Origin of the sequence: Neobacillus sp. KR4-4 (assembly GCF_042136325.1) — a bacterium.
Classification (GTDB): Bacteria; Bacillota; Bacilli; order Bacillales; family Cytobacillaceae; genus Neobacillus.
Genome location: NZ_JBHHJU010000001.1, coordinates 127,632 through 142,975 on the forward strand (window position 1 = coordinate 127,632; position 15,344 = coordinate 142,975).

Here is a 15,344-nt window from a genome sequence, read left to right on the forward strand (position 1 = left end):
ACAAGTTTATTATGACACATCCAATTCAATAGCATAACTTCATTCGGTCAAAAAGTACGATTTGAAAATTTAGGGAGTAATTATTTATTGAAAACTAATTGCTTTTTTTTGGAAGGCAGCTGAAATCGCTTTCAAGTAAAGCCGTATTAAAATGATGTTCCCGATAAAAAATACGAGTAGTTGTTATGTGAAGAACCCTTAGTAAGGTAATTTAAGAGGAGGAATTATTTTGGCGAAAATGGTTTTAAAGGACTTCTTAACACCCCAACTGAACGAGTTGAGGGAAAATGGTCTTTACAATGTTATTGATACTGTAGAAGGACCCAATGGCCCTATAGTTACCATCAATGGCAAATCACTAATCAATATGTCATCCAATAACTATCTTGGTCTTGCCAATAATGAAAGAATGAAGCAAAAGGCGCATGAAGCAATCGATAAGTATGGGTTGGGAGCAGGTGCAGTCCGTACAATCAATGGTACATTGAGCATTCATAATGAATTAGAGAAAACAATTGCCAAGTTCAAACATACCGAAGCGGCAATTGCCTTCCAGTCGGGGTTCAATTGCAACATGGGTGCTATTTCAGCTCTTATGACTAAGAAAGATGCTATTCTCTCGGATGAATTAAACCATGCATCGATCATTGATGGATGCAGATTATCTGGAGCGAAAATTATCCGCGTCAAACACCAGGACATGGACGATTTACGCCGAGTTGCGAAAGAAACGATTGAAAGCGGCTTATACGAAAAAGTCATGTACATCACGGACGGAGTTTTTTCAATGGACGGTGATGTAGCAAAGCTTCCGGAAATCGTTGAAATTGCTGAAGAGTTTGGGTTAATCACATATGTAGATGATGCTCATGGCTCAGGTGTAATGGGGAACGGTGCTGGTACAGTCAAGCATTTTGGCCTCTCAGACCGAATTGATCTGCAGATTGGGACCCTTTCAAAAGCGATTGGCGTCGTTGGCGGATATGTAGCAGGGTCAGAGCAATTGATTGACTGGCTGAAAGTCCGGGCACGTCCGTTCCTGTTTTCAACTTCATTGACTCCTGGGGATGCTGCCGGTTGTATTGAAGCAATCAATATTATGACTGAATCGACAGAAAAAGTTGAAAAGCTTTGGGAAAACGGAAGATATCTAAAAGAAGGCTTAAAGAAACTTGGTTTCGATATTGGACATTCCGAAACTCCAATTACTCCATGCATTATCGGAAAAGAAGATCTTACCCAATTATTTTCTCGCAGGCTGATGGAAGAAGGCGTGTATGCAAAATCGATTACCTTCCCAACGGTTCCTAGAGGTACAGGCAGGGTTAGAAATATGCCTACGGCTGCACATACCAAGGAAATGCTCGATGAGGTTCTGGCAGTTTATGAAAAAATTGGCAAAGAGTTGTCTATTATCTAATCATTTAAAATTTTACAAAGAATAACAGAATACTAGAATCAATTGCAAAATTTATAGTAGAAACCTTAGGAGGTAAAGTCTTATGAAAAAAATTCTTATAACTGGCAGTCTTGGACAAATCGGTTCTGAATTGACACACCGTCTCAGAGAAGTGTACGGAACAGAAAACGTTATCGCAACAGACATCCGCCGTATTGAAGGCAATCCAGTCATCGAAAGAGGTACATTTGAAATCCTTGATGTGATGGATTTTAAAGCAATGCTTGACCTTTGCAAAACATATAAAGTCGACACTCTCATCCATCTTGCTGCGCTGCTGTCGGCGGTAGGTGAAACAAAACCAAAATTCGCATGGGATCTAAATATGGGCGGTCTTATGAACGCACTTGAAGTTTCACGTGAATTAAACCTAAAACTCTTTATACCGAGCTCCATCGCAGCTTTCGGACCGGAAACACCCGCAGATATGACACCTCAGGATACAGTTCAAAGGCCTACCACAATGTACGGTGTTACTAAGGTAGCCGGAGAATTGCTCTGTGACTACTATTTCTCCAAATTCGGTGTAGACGTACGCGGAGTAAGGTTCCCTGGTCTGATTTCTTACAAGACTCTTCCAGGTGGGGGAACAACCGATTATGCAGTTGACATTTACTACGAAGCTCTGAAAAACAAGAAATATACATCCTTCATTGGCAAAGGAACGTTTATGGATATGATGTATATGCCAGATGCAATCGAAGCAATCATTCAATTGATGGAGGCTGATCCTTCACGATTGAAGCACCGCAATGCATTTAACATCACTGCGATGAGCTTTGAGCCAGAACAAATTGCTGCATCAATTAAGAAGTTCATTCCTGAATTTGAAATGTCATACAATGTTGATCCTGTACGCCAAGGCATTGCAAACTCATGGCCAAATAGTATTGATGCCTCTGCCGCACGTGAAGAATGGGATTTTAATCCACAATACGACTTGGATCGTATGACAAAAGACATGTTGGAAAATTTATCAGAGAAATTAGGCATTCCTTTTAGAGAACTTGCATTAGCCTTTTAATTTCTGCAAACTGTACAAACTTCCGTCTACCAGTCTATTATAATCCATCTCTAGAAAAAAGACAATTGTATTTTTCGGGTGGACTACTTTCTGGTGATTATGTTATCTTAAGTTATCTTGCAATAATAAATATGAACATGGGGTTATATGAATCTTGCTTGAATTTTGACAATAAGCGTACAGGGGAGGAAACGAAATGGCAAACAAGGAATTGAGTAGGGGCTTAAGTTCGCGCCATATTCAAATGATTGCTTTGGGTGGAACGATTGGGGTAGGTCTATTTATGGGATCATCCAGCACAATAGGCTGGACGGGTCCATCCGTTATGTTAGCATATGGAATTACAGGAATTTTTCTTTATTTGATAATGCGCGCCATGGGCGAAATGCTCTACTTGGAACCAAGTACAGGTTCATTTGCAACATTTGGATATAAGTATATCCATCCAATAGCAGGATATATGACTGCCTGGAGTAACTGGTTCCAGTGGGTAGTTGTTGGTATGGCGGAAGTTATCGCAATCGGCACATATATGCAGTATTGGTTCCCAGATCTTCCAGCGTGGATCCCAGGCCTAATCGCAATGGTTATCCTTGGGGCAGCGAACTTTATTTCTGTTAAATCATTTGGTGAATTCGAATTTTGGTTTGCGTTGATTAAAGTAGTTACGATTGTATTGATGATTGTTGCAGGTTTTGGCCTGATTTTCTTCGGTCTTGGTAACGGAGGAGAATCAATCGGCTTATCGAACCTCTGGAAAAATGGCGGTTTCTTTACTGGCGGTCTTAAAGGATTCCTCTTTGCCCTATCACTCGTTGTTGGTGCATATCAAGGTGTAGAACTTATTGGTATTACAGCTGGTGAAGCGAAAGATCCTCAGAAAACAATAAGGAACGCGATTCAAAGTACAATTTGGCGTATCCTCGTATTTTATATTGGCGCAATCTTTGTTATTGTCACAGTTTATCCTTGGGATCAATTAACTTCTTTAGGAAGCCCGTTCGTAGCAACTTTTGCAAAAATCGGTATTACAGCGGCAGCCGGAATCATTAACTTTGTTGTTATCACTGCTGCGATGTCTGGATGTAACAGCGGTATCTACAGCGCAGGGCGCATGCTTTATACTCTTGGTGTTAATGGTCAAGCTCCAAAAGCGTTTGCAAAGGTTTCGAGTAACGGAGTGCCTTTATTCGGTACCATTGGCGTTCTGATCGGCCTTGGCGTTGGTGTAGTGTTAAGTTATATTGCACCAGAAAAATTGTTTGTGTACGTCTATGCTTCAAGTGTTCTTCCAGGTATGGTTCCTTGGTTTGTCATCTTGATCAGCCAAATCAAGTTCAGAAAGGTTCATGCTGATAAAATGGCCAGCCATCCATTCAAAATGCCTTTTGCACCTGTCACTAACTATGTGACAATTGCCTATCTGACAGCGGTGCTTGTTGGTATGTGGTTCAACGAAGACACTCGTATTTCACTAATTGCGGGTATCGTCTTCCTGGCTATTGTAGCAATCAGCTTTTATGCTTTCGGAATCAACAAGCGTGTACCTGCGGAACTTCAAACAGAAGATCGGACAGATAAGAAAGCAGTGTAAATTTTAATACAGAATAGGGACAGTTTTTATAACTTGTCCCTATTTTTCCTTAAAGATTGGATGCAAAAGGAACATTAATATAAAGAATCATAAGTATAGGAACGGGTGAAAACAATGAAATATCGATCAGCATTTGAAATCATTGGTCCGATTATGATTGGACCTTCCAGTTCACATACTGCTGGTGCAGTCCGAATTGGCCGCGTGGCCAGAACCCTGTTCGAGTGCCAGCCGAAAAGGGCTGTCCTCTCGCTGTACGGCTCATTTGCAAAGACGTATAAAGGACATGGTACTGACTTAGCTCTTGTTGCGGGATTACTGGATTTTGATACATTTGACGAGCGGATCCCCGAGGCTATGGAAATAGCAGAACAACTGGGCATGGAGGTCATCTTTCAAGAGGAAGAAGCCGTTACAGAACACCCAAATACAGTAAAGATTAATCTTTTTGCGGAAGATAAAGAGCTGGAGATCATTGGCATCTCCATCGGCGGAGGAGCCATTGAAATAACAGAAATCAACTCCTTCAAACTAAAATTATCGGGTGACCCTGCAATCCTCGTCATTCATAATGACCGTTTTGGCGTCATCAGCTCGGTAACAAGCATTTTTTCGCAAAATAAAATAAACATCGGTCATATGGAAGTGGCCAGGAAAGATAAAGGCGACATGGCCATCATGGTCATTGAATCGGATGAAAAGATAAATAACCAGTTGGTAAGCGATCTGCAAAAGCTGGACAACGTTGTAAGTGTCATCCGTATTGTTGAATGATAATATTTTCGGGCATTAAACATAAATGATTAGTAGATTCAGGGGGAAATGCTATGTTTCGTAATGTAGCTGAACTTGTTTCGCTGGCGGAACAACATCAGGTAAAAATAGCCGAAATTATGATTCGGCAGGAAATAGAAGTTTCTGGCCTTTCCCGTGAAGAAGTGCTTGCCAAAATGGATCAAAACCTGACCGTAATGGAACGGGCGATCGAACGGGGCATAAAAGGAGTAAAATCACGCACAGGACTCACAGGCGGCGATGCATTATTGCTGCAAAACTATATTCAAAGCGGGAAATCTCTTACCGGCACATTGCTGTTGGATGCGGTGAGCAAGGCGGTTGCCACGAATGAAGTCAATGCAGCAATGGGCATCATTTGTGCTACACCGACTGCAGGATCGGCGGGAGTCGTTCCAGGTACATTATTTGCAGTAAAGGATAAACTCAATCCAACTAGGCAGGAAATGATTGAATTTTTATTTACGGCAGGGGCGTTTGGATTTGTCGTTGCAAACAATGCATCCATTTCAGGGGCTGCAGGCGGTTGTCAGGCAGAAGTAGGTTCGGCTTCAGGGATGGCAGCAGCTGCAATTGTTGAAATGGCTGGCGGTACGCCTAAGCAATCAGCCGAAGCGATGGCTATTACCTTAAAAAATATGCTGGGCCTTGTTTGCGATCCGGTTGCTGGTCTCGTTGAAGTGCCTTGCGTGAAACGGAATGCAATGGGTGCATCCAATGCTTTGACAGCTGCTGATATGGCCCTTGCTGGGATAACCAGCAGGATTCCATGTGACGAAGTGATTGGAGCCATGTATGCGATTGGACAGTCAATGCCTTCTGCGTTAAGGGAAACAGCCGAAGGCGGGTTGGCGGCTACCCCGACCGGACGGAGGCTAGAAGCAGAAATCTTTGGCCATCCGAAAGAAAAACTGATTGATTATTTAATATAACTCCTTTAAAAAGCTGCCGGTCATTCCAGGCAGCTTTATTTATAGGAATCTATGAAAGGATAGGGGGAAATCTGGGATCATGTGAATCCGCTCGTATCGGAGGGGGCGTGTTAAGCATCCAATCAGATAAATAAACGGAAAAATTCCGCTTAATTTGTAATTATCATTAAAAATAGCTTAAATAGACGGAGAAACTCCGCCTATCTACTCGAAAAACTTGAAAATGGTGGTTGTTGCACTGAGTAGTCGGAAAAACTTCCCTTATTTACCCCGAAACAAGCTCCGTTCCACATTTAACCGGAAAAAATCCGCTTATTTTTGCTGGTTACTTAAAGGAAGTTGCTGCTTTATTTTAATCAAGGAATATGAATAATGGCAGGATTCCTTGACTATCCCTTTTCCTTACTTTAATATTCTCGTTTAATTACAAAAAACGAGCCCCGAATTGTTCCAGCTAGTTTAGATTTCTGTCTAGCAAACTTAAACTTCCCTTCTAACTCCTTGGGTACCTCCATCCCCTCCGAAAGCTTAAAACCAACGGCACGTTTCGGCTTTGGGCCATCTAACGTATACAAGACGTTGACCTCAAGACCATCCTCATAAAAGACGTAAGCCCAATTGATATTTTCCACTTGAAAACGCGAAGTTTCTAAAGGTTTGGCCGCAAACTCAATATCACGTTCTTCTTTCAAAATCCGGTTCACATAATCAATGGTCTCCTGGCTTTCGTCAGCTGGTTCAACCGTAAACTCATGCTTGTATTTATTCATAAAATAACGGGCTTCATTCGCGCGTAAACCAGCAAGCGCTTCTGCAATAGGTGAGGACTCTAAGCCAACTGTAGACACATTTTTAAAATCAACTATATAGGTCATTTCCCTCGCTCCTTTTTCACTTATCTCTAACAATTATTAACACTTCACAGAACTTAATACACATCAAGTAACAAGGTTTCTTCCTGCATCGGTTCCTTCTGAAAAAATACGGGATTTTATTAATTAATATGCTTGGAAAATATAGCAGATAGTGGCAGGATACTTTTGTTAAGAAAAGGAAATATAGACCAATTTTAAATGAAATCTATTATAATAGGAAGATAATTCAAAGTATAAATACCATATAGAGAACAAAAAGGGGGGAACGCATGAATGATCCCAGCAAAGATAGATTCTACTTCAATCACTTCAATAAGCAAAAAAAGCGTGGAATCCATCTTCGATTGGTTGGATCAGCATAAACAGGCGTTCTATACGCTTGGTTGGTCCTATCTTAGTAACCAGAAGGAAATGGAAGAGCTTTTTTACCGGTCCATTTTAAAAGTCCACAAGGAATTGCCGCGCTTTAAAAGTGAAACATCATTCGAAACATGGGTTACATCCATTTTCATACATATTTGTCGTGAGCTTTCTATTGATAGAGGTTTACAAGCTTCTGGGGAAGGTGAACCACGTCAGAGTATATTTAAAGCACTTGATCAATTGAAAGACATCGAGAAAGAAGCGATGGTCCTTACCTATGTAAAAGGGCTCTCACATGTGGAGGCGGCACAGCTTCTCCAAATATCAGTGGAAAAGCTGAAAGAGCTTTTGTTTTCCGGAATTCAGTCACTTAGGATAGAAATGGGGTACGGTTCATCCTTTAATGGCTGTAAGGAATATTATAAGGATTACATCGATTATTTAGAAAGAACTCTAGATCGCCCGAAAAAGATTGAATTAGAGATACATATTTATCATTGTCAAGAATGTCAGGTGGATTTGGCTGGCTTTCAAGATGTCATGTTAACCATGATAGATCTAACCGATGGGATGAAAGATTTGCATATACCATCCGGTTTCATGGAGAACGTCAAAACAAGGCTGGTAGAAAAGGAAAAGGACAGACAACAAAAGAACAAGAAACGTTTAAGAATGGGCATTGTATTTGCAAGTTTTATAGCATTATTAATAGGTATAGAAGTTTTTACAGGGAGTTTTACTAGCCTCTACTATACTTGGACAGAAAAAGATCAGGAATTGCGTCCCTTTCTGCAACAGGACCTTGGTGAAAGGCTGAACCTGGAAGCGGAAAGCGATGGGGTGAAAATTAAGATCAGAAGTGTGATTGCTGATGATGTTCAGACGCTTGTCTTTTATGAAATTGAAGATACAAATGAAGAAAATCAATATATGATGAATTATGATGATGGGGTTATTGTGGAGAATGAACTTGAACTCATGAATACGGAAGGTCATCCTAGGTACAATCCCCCTGACCTTAAATCAGATGGCAATAAAAAAGAGAAGAATGTGTATCAAGGAAAAATTAGTCTACTGCCACTCAATAAGGAGAATGGAACGATCAAACTAAAAATCACAAGGCTCTTGAAATTGATTCGTGATTCCTCTGACCAGAAAGTTATTAGCACTCCCCTGTACCCTGGATATGAAACTGGGGAGTGGAATTTCGAGATTCCTGTGACAAAACAGCCTTCCGTTGAATATGCCTTGAATCAAGAAACAGAAGTCGAGGGGATCCCGGTTCGATTTGATAAACTAACCATTGCGCCAACAGCAACAATTCTGCAATATGGTATTAATAATGAAAAGCCAGAGAAGATGATTGATGTTCTTAATATTGATAATCTGGAAGTGAACAATAAAATTGTAAAAACTGATCTGTATGGCAGCTCTTTTATGAATTCACAGCAAGACATGAATTGGACGACTTTTCAAACAAACTTTGAACCCCTTTTCGGAGAAAAGCCAAAAGAGGTTCACGTTCAACTCGCATCTATTAATTTAACGTTTCAAGACCCAAAAACCATCGAACTGGATGCTGCTAAGCAATATCCTCAAACTTTTGAATATGCAGGCAGTACAATCTCTATCGACAAACTGGAAGTTGGACAGCCCTCCATTATTGTCATAAGCGATCATGAAGTGAAGAATCGAGCGTATGAGGCGCTTAACTTCAATATTGTGGGAGAAGATGAAAACGAGCCGATTACTACGGAGATGAATACGGATGGGGTGCTCGTTGATAAAAATGGGACGGAATACGATACGAATGAATTCCCAGTCCCTTTTGATGAAATCGAGCAGCCTCGTTATTTCGTAACCGTTCAAAGCATGAAGTTGGACGGTAACGGCACTGGTGAGAAAGTGGTTCCTAAAAAGCTGGAGATTTTTGGATATAGTGCAACGAAATATTTGGAAGATGTTGTGAAGATTTCGTTGAAATAAACTCGGCATAAAGAATTAATGCAATACTATGAAGAACAGAGCTGTCATTTTGGCAGCTTTTTATTTTTATATTAATGGGGAAGTTTAGTCTGTAACCAGCAAAAGTAGAATAAGCGGAGAATTTCCGGTTAAATGCAGAATGGAGCTCGTTTCGGGGTAAATAAGCGGAGAATTTCCGCTTATGCAAAGAAAAATCCCCCATTTTCACGTTTTTTGAGTAAATAGGCGGAATCTCTCCGTCTATTTAAGCCTTTTTTAATAATAATTATTAATTAAGCGGAATTTCTCCGTCTATTTATCAGCTCGGGGGGTTAACCTAATTCCCCACCCGATAAGTGCGTACCCTCTGTCCCTAGATGCGGGAATCAGCAGCTTTTTATCGACCAGCTTTTAAAGATCAATCAATAATATGAACCTATTTTTTCAATTAATTTATTATTAATAATTCATTAATATATAAAATGCATTCATTTAATGTGCTAAATTGTATTTAAATAAAATTGAAGGTTATTTTAACTTTAAGGGGATTGTTTTATAAAAAAAATGGAGTCATTTTGGAATGATGAAACTGAATGTAAGTTTCTTATATTTATATAGGAGGACAGATCAATGAATGCAAGGGAAATCAAGGTCCAAAAACAAGGATGGGTTCCTAAAAAGGAACGAATATGGTTAATCATTGCGTTAATTATCGCTGCTTTGATAGTGTTTTGGGAACTTAAGGGGCTATTACAGCTTCCATTAACCACTTTGCACAGCAGGCAGTTCGAACATACATTTAAAGATTTTGGCTCCATTGCTAGAATTGCCTTATTTTTTGTACTTGCGTATTATGTGCTTCTACGTGTGATGAGGCTTCGTATGCTGAAAGGACAAGTAGAGGTAAAAAAATGGTTGGCCATATTGCTGCGCTTTACCCGAAAATGGCATACTCCAGCAGCGATTATCGCCATCGCTTTTATTATCGTGCATACGGTAGCTGTCTTTATGCACGGCTTCAAATTTGATTTTAATAATATAAGTGGATTGCTTTCCTTGCTAGTCCTTCTGCCAGTCCCTATATCCGGATTATTTCGATATCAGAGGATGGACAGGAAGTGGCATTTGCGTTCTGGAGTTAGTTTCGCAATTCTATTTATAATTCATTCCTTTTTATAACCAACATGTTATTCAAAAACGGGTGCGATGCTAAAATAAGCATCGCATTTACTTTCGGGAATGACCTTAATTGGACATTTGCGATAGAATCATTTAGTTAGATAAATAAAAAAAGCCCTTATCGATACATAAGGACTTTTGAAACTAGAGTTGTCTTGCTCCAAGATAGCGAGATTTCCAGTAAGAAATATTCATATTGGAAATTTCAACTCCATGGGACCCAGAATGAACGAACTGACCATTTCCTACGTAGATTCCCATATGTGAAGGACCTTTTTTATACGTTTCGTAATAGACAAAATCGCCGACGGATAAAGTAGACACAGGTTTCATCTTGTTCCAATATCCAGCAACAGTCTGACGAGATACGGATTTTTGTTTGTTGATCACATAGTAAATAAATCCACTGCAATCAAATCCGCTTGGAGTAGTTCCTCCCCATTTGTAAGGGCTGCCAACCACAGTTTTAGCGTTTTGAATCAACTTGTTTTTATTAATGGTAGACACTGCAGGTTTATTTGCTGCGGGAGCCGGAGCAACAGGTGATGTTGCAGTACCACTACTAATTTTTAATTTTTGACCTATTTTAATTAGATTCGATTTCAATCGATTCCCTGCTTTTAGTTGTGTTACAGTTGTCCTATACTTCTTTGCGATTGATGACAAGCTATCACCGGATTTTACCGTATATACCAATGAAGATGGACTGGTGTTTGTTTTAGTCACGACCTTGCCTTTTTCAGGTATGTATATACTTTGACCTATTTTGATTCTATCGCTTGATAATTTATTAGCTTTCTTAATCTCTGAAACTGATATTTTATATTGCTTTGAATACTTTGATAAAGTATCCCCACTTTTAACTTTGATTGTTGCAGCCATGGCTGACGTACTATATAGGGAAGTCCCGAATACGGTAGCTGTAACGAATGCTATAATTTTCTTTTTCATGTGTATCCCCTTAGTAATCGTTTCATTTATTAATTTTAGTTTACATATCAATTGAATAATTTGCTATAATTTGTCGAAATCGTAAAAATAATGTAATAAGTTTGTAATAAATTGTAGTTAATCAGATATTGATAGTTCGTTATAAGAAACCTCAAAATCAGCCATAAGCCGCCTTAAAGGTATAGGAATAGAAGTAATCTTAATTACCGGGGATAAACAGCGGACAGTAAAAGCAATAGCAGGACAAGAAAAGGCTCTGACCAAGGTTAAGAATTTCTTTTTCTTTTGAAACTTCTTCTCATTCCAACATAATTTGGCTATCTTGTAATTCAGGATTAAGTCCTACTAAAATAGAAGAGGAGGTTTGTATCCACCTCTTCAATAACTAGTTTAATACCATTAATTAAACTAAGAAAAATGGTCACACCTTTGGTCACAACTTGCTCACGGAGATGATATTATTAGATATTTATAGACAAGACTAAATGACATATGACTAGTTAAAAAAAGGAGGGGGTATCCCAGGTCCAGCAAAAGGTCAATCAAAGATTTTTATAATATTTTTTCTTAGTTGGAAGTTGTCAGATATTTTACAAATCTAGGATGTAAGGAACTTCAGACAAAAGTTATAAAACAATGGTGCTTCCTACTAATTGGATCAACTTGAATAGTCCTTTTTCAAATAGTCATCTCTGATAAATAATGTGTTTTTAAGGTCGAATCTTCCTGTCCATATTGATTCTATTAATACTTTGAAACAGGTGTGATCAAATGGCACAAATGAAAGCAAAAGTAAAAATTAGAAGTGCTATAGGAAGGTATTAATATAGGGGTTTTCTTTTAAAGAAGTGATATTAATTCATATTAATCTTTATTTTCAGTAAATTTGGTATTGACAACTCGAGTTTATCGATATATTATCGAATTTAATTAAATATTAAGCAAAGATTGGAAATAGTAAAAGGAATTATAAACTTGTTAGAGAGCCGATGGTTGGTGAGAATCGGTAGTTATTGCCTTTGAACTCATCCAAGAGCTACTCCCTGAATTTAATCAGTAGGGGATGTCGGTTTTCTACCGTTATGTAGATAGGTGGTGATTGCCACTGAAAATGAGTGGGTTAATATTATTATGATTAATCAATTAGAGTGGTACCGCGAGCAATGCCTCGTCTCTATATTTTTATAGAGACGGGGCTTTTTTATTTTAAATAAATTAACAATTACAATTGAAAAGGTGGGAGTCGGGATGAAAAATATCGATAAATATTCTAGGGGTTACTTTATGCCCCCAGTGCAATGCTTGAAATGGACAGAGAAGGAGTATATTACAGAAGCTCCTACCTGGTGTAGTGTTGATCTACGTGATGGGAATCAAGCTTTGGTCGTCCCAATGAGTCTAGAGGAAAAGTTAGAATATTTTCAGTTGCTTTTACAAGTAGGTTTCAAGGAAATTGAAGTAGGCTTTCCAGCTGCCTCGGAAACTGAATTTGCTTTTTTACGTACATTAATTGAAGAAAATTTGATTCCGGATGATGTGAAAATTCAAGTTTTAACACAGTCAAGAGAACATATTATCAAAAAAACATTTGAAGCGTTACAGGGTGCGAATAAAGCAGTGGTGCACTTGTACAATTCCACATCTATAGCACAGCGTGAGCAAGTATTTAGAAAATCTAAGGAAGAAATTATTAATATTGCTGTAACTGGAGCAAAAATACTAAAGAAATATGCTGCTGAAACCGAAGGGAATTTTCAATTTCAGTATTCTCCTGAAAGCTTCACGGGTACAGAAGTGGAGTTTGCACTTGAAATTTGCAACAAGGTACTTGATATTTGGCAGCCGACAGCTGGTAACAATGTAATTATCAATCTACCAGCTACGGTATCAATGTCCATGCCTCACGTTTACGCAAGTCAAATTGAGTATATGAGTGACAATCTGAGCTACCGAGATAATGTAATCCTATCACTTCATCCGCACAATGACAGAGGAACTGGGGTAGCAGATGCTGAGCTAGGAATGCTTGCCGGAGCGCAAAGAGTCGAAGGAACATTGTTCGGAAATGGAGAAAGAACAGGGAACGTGGACATCGTAACGCTGGCATTAAACATGTATTCCCATGGGGTAGATCCCAAGCTGAATTTTGAAGATATCCCTACTATTATTTCCAAATATGAAAAATTAACAAGAATGAAGGTTCACGAAAGACACCCATATGGCGGTGAACTTGTCTTTACTGCATTTTCAGGTTCCCATCAAGATGCCATTGCCAAAGGTATGAAATGGCGAGAGGAAGAAGAACGTCAGTATTGGACTGTACCTTATCTATTAATTGATCCGATGGATATAGGAAGAGAATATGAAGGAGACATCATCCGAATTAACAGTCAATCCGGTAAGGGAGGAATCGGTTATATCCTTAAGCGAAAGTATGGAATTGACCTACCTACCGAAATGCGTGAGAGCTTTGGATATTGTGTGAAAAATGTTTCAGATCATAAGCACAAGGAACTTATGCCCAATGAAATCTATGATATTTTCATCAATGAATATGTAAATATTAACACCCCTATCGAATTCATCAGTTATAAATACACTCAAAATGGTTATTACGAAACGATTGTATCGATCCGGATGAATAATGAAGAACATAAATTTACTGGTGTGGGAAATGGAAGACTTGATGCTGTCAGCAACGCTCTTCAAACCCAACTGGGTATCGATTATAAAGATTTGGTCTATAAGCAGCATGCGCTGGAGATAGGTTCAGGATCAAACGCTGTATCTTATGTAGGAATTACCGCAAAGAATGGTGCTGTATATTGGGGATGCGGAATTGATACGGATATTATGACCTCCTCAGTAAAAGCTCTGTTTAGTGCAGTTAACAACATGGTATCCAGCTTACAACTTTCTGTTGAAAAAGAATTTATCCATTCAAAAAATAAGTAGAAAAATATTAAAGGGCTCCATTACCTATTACAAACAAATAACATGTAAGGTGAAATGTCTATCAAATTATATTATTTGATAGGCTTTTTTTGTTGGTATATAGCGGAGACGCTGTACGGAGCAAAAAAAAAAGAAGCCGGCTAAACCAACTTCTACCTTATTATTTTTAAACTGTCACATTGCTTATTTAACTGCTGATGCTGTTTTTTCCTTCTTTGTCTTGAATTAATTTTAGAAGATCTAGGAAATTATCATCACGTGTATAAATTGCTTTTGCCCCATTATCATCGTATTCATAGAAACCTTTATTTGAACGAATACCATATTCACTTTTTTCGACCATTTCTTTTAAGAATTTAGGAACTTCTCTTGTATTCGATAAATCCTGCTCGATGTTGTATACCATAGCTTGTGTTGTTTGCAGACCTGCTAAATCCTGACTTTCCATTGGTCCGCAGAAAGCCCATTTAAAGCCCATGCTTCCTCTGACAGCGATATCAATATCTTCTGCCGTACATACTCCCAATTCAATTAAGTTGAAGCATTCCCGTAGAAAGGCTACTTGTATGCGGTTAACGATAAAGCCGGTAATCTCTTTTTTCAGTACTACTGGAGTTTTACCGATTTCTTTCATTAGGTCATAAGTTACTTTTATGACATTTTCATCTGTCTTCTCAAATTTAGCAATTTCTACAATTGGTACAAGTTGTGGAGGGTTAAAGTAGTGTGTAATGATAAATCTTCCCGGATGTTTTGCTCTTTGTGTTAATTCCTTTAATGGGAAAGTAGATGTATTAGATGCAATAATCGTTTTTTCAGAGACAATGCTTTCAATAATCTCGTAAGTATCTAATTTTGTCTCAAGCACTTCTGGAATAGATTCTAGAATAAAATCAGTATCCTGGATCGCTTCAAGTAAATCTGTTGTATATTTAATATTATCCAAAGTCTGCTCCATTTTTTCTTGTGACAGCATGCCTTTATCAACCATAATTTTCAAGCTGTTCGTAATCATTTTTTTTGCTGTTTCCAATGATGTCTCGCGTCTAGCTTGAATACGTACAATATATCCTGCTTGTGCAAGTAATTGAGCAACGCCATGACCCATTATACCTGCTCCAAGTACTGTGATGATCTTCATTTAAAAACCTCATTTCGTATTATATTTTCTTCATTTTTCATAATTAGAATAGAAAGTCTATTAAAAATAGGAAGCATCTTGCTATTTATTTTTATAATAGTAACTTCATTG

At 38.5% G+C, this 15,344-nt stretch carries 11 protein-coding genes and 1 other annotated feature; of the genes, 8 read left to right on the top strand and 3 right to left on the bottom strand.

Going from position 1 to position 15,344, the window contains the following annotated elements:
• The first annotated feature begins 238 nt into the window (after positions 1–238).
• The 5 genes from ACE198_RS00625 (at position 239) to sdaAA (ending at position 5,804) form a co-directional block, all read left to right on the top strand.
• Entirely contained in the window at positions 239–1,420 is a 1,182-nt protein-coding gene (locus ACE198_RS00625; RefSeq protein ID WP_251462029.1) for a glycine C-acetyltransferase, read from the top strand.
• Between the two features lie 82 nt (positions 1,421–1,502).
• Positions 1,503–2,483 carry an L-threonine 3-dehydrogenase gene (locus tag ACE198_RS00630; RefSeq protein WP_098576023.1) on the top strand — a complete coding sequence of 327 codons (981 nt, stop codon included), beginning with the start codon at positions 1,503–1,505 and terminating at the stop codon, positions 2,481–2,483.
• Positions 2,484–2,679: 196 nt separating this feature from the next.
• Complete coding sequence (locus ACE198_RS00635) at positions 2,680–4,077, top strand: amino acid permease (protein WP_375374320.1); 1,398 nt, start codon at positions 2,680–2,682, stop codon at positions 4,075–4,077.
• A 114-nt stretch (positions 4,078–4,191) separates the two neighbouring features.
• Entirely contained in the window at positions 4,192–4,851 is a 660-nt protein-coding gene (sdaAB, locus tag ACE198_RS00640) for an L-serine ammonia-lyase, iron-sulfur-dependent subunit beta (RefSeq protein WP_375374321.1), read from the top strand.
• 53 nt (positions 4,852–4,904) lie between these two features.
• Positions 4,905–5,804, top strand: coding sequence for an L-serine ammonia-lyase, iron-sulfur-dependent, subunit alpha (sdaAA, locus tag ACE198_RS00645; RefSeq protein WP_375374322.1), 900 nt, complete (start codon positions 4,905–4,907; stop codon positions 5,802–5,804).
• Between the two features lie 407 nt (positions 5,805–6,211).
• Here the strand turns inward: sdaAA and ACE198_RS00650 are convergent, their stop codons facing one another.
• Entirely contained in the window at positions 6,212–6,679 is a 468-nt protein-coding gene (locus tag ACE198_RS00650; RefSeq protein ID WP_375374323.1) for a phage tail protein, read from the bottom strand.
• A gap of 273 nt (positions 6,680–6,952) precedes the next feature.
• Here ACE198_RS00650 and ACE198_RS00655 point away from each other — a divergent pair, with 273 nt between their 5' ends.
• Both ACE198_RS00655 and ACE198_RS00660 read left to right on the top strand, forming a co-directional pair.
• Positions 6,953–9,028, top strand: coding sequence for a DUF4179 domain-containing protein (locus ACE198_RS00655; RefSeq protein ID WP_375374324.1), 2,076 nt, complete (start codon positions 6,953–6,955; stop codon positions 9,026–9,028).
• Between the two features lie 609 nt (positions 9,029–9,637).
• On the top strand, positions 9,638–10,186 hold the full coding sequence (locus ACE198_RS00660; protein ID WP_375374325.1) for a hypothetical protein: 549 nt from the start codon (positions 9,638–9,640) through the stop codon (positions 10,184–10,186).
• Positions 10,187–10,330: 144 nt separating this feature from the next.
• Here ACE198_RS00660 and ACE198_RS00665 read toward each other — a convergent pair whose 3' ends face one another.
• Positions 10,331–11,137 carry a LysM peptidoglycan-binding domain-containing protein gene (locus ACE198_RS00665; protein ID WP_375374326.1) on the bottom strand — a complete coding sequence of 269 codons (807 nt, stop codon included), beginning with the start codon at positions 11,135–11,137 and terminating at the stop codon, positions 10,331–10,333.
• 935 nt (positions 11,138–12,072) lie between these two features.
• Positions 12,073–12,316: a binding site (T-box leader), on the top strand.
• 69 nt (positions 12,317–12,385) lie between these two features.
• Between ACE198_RS00665 and ACE198_RS00670 the strand changes: the two genes are divergently transcribed.
• A complete protein-coding gene (locus tag ACE198_RS00670; RefSeq protein ID WP_375374327.1) occupies positions 12,386–14,092 on the top strand; it encodes a 2-isopropylmalate synthase in 1,707 nt (568 codons plus the stop codon).
• 187 nt (positions 14,093–14,279) lie between these two features.
• Here ACE198_RS00670 and ACE198_RS00675 read toward each other — a convergent pair whose 3' ends face one another.
• Positions 14,280–15,233 (bottom strand): 3-hydroxyacyl-CoA dehydrogenase family protein, encoded by a 954-nt coding sequence (locus tag ACE198_RS00675; RefSeq protein ID WP_098576014.1) that lies wholly within the window; start codon positions 15,231–15,233, stop codon positions 14,280–14,282.
• Positions 15,234–15,344: the final 111 nt, after the last annotated feature.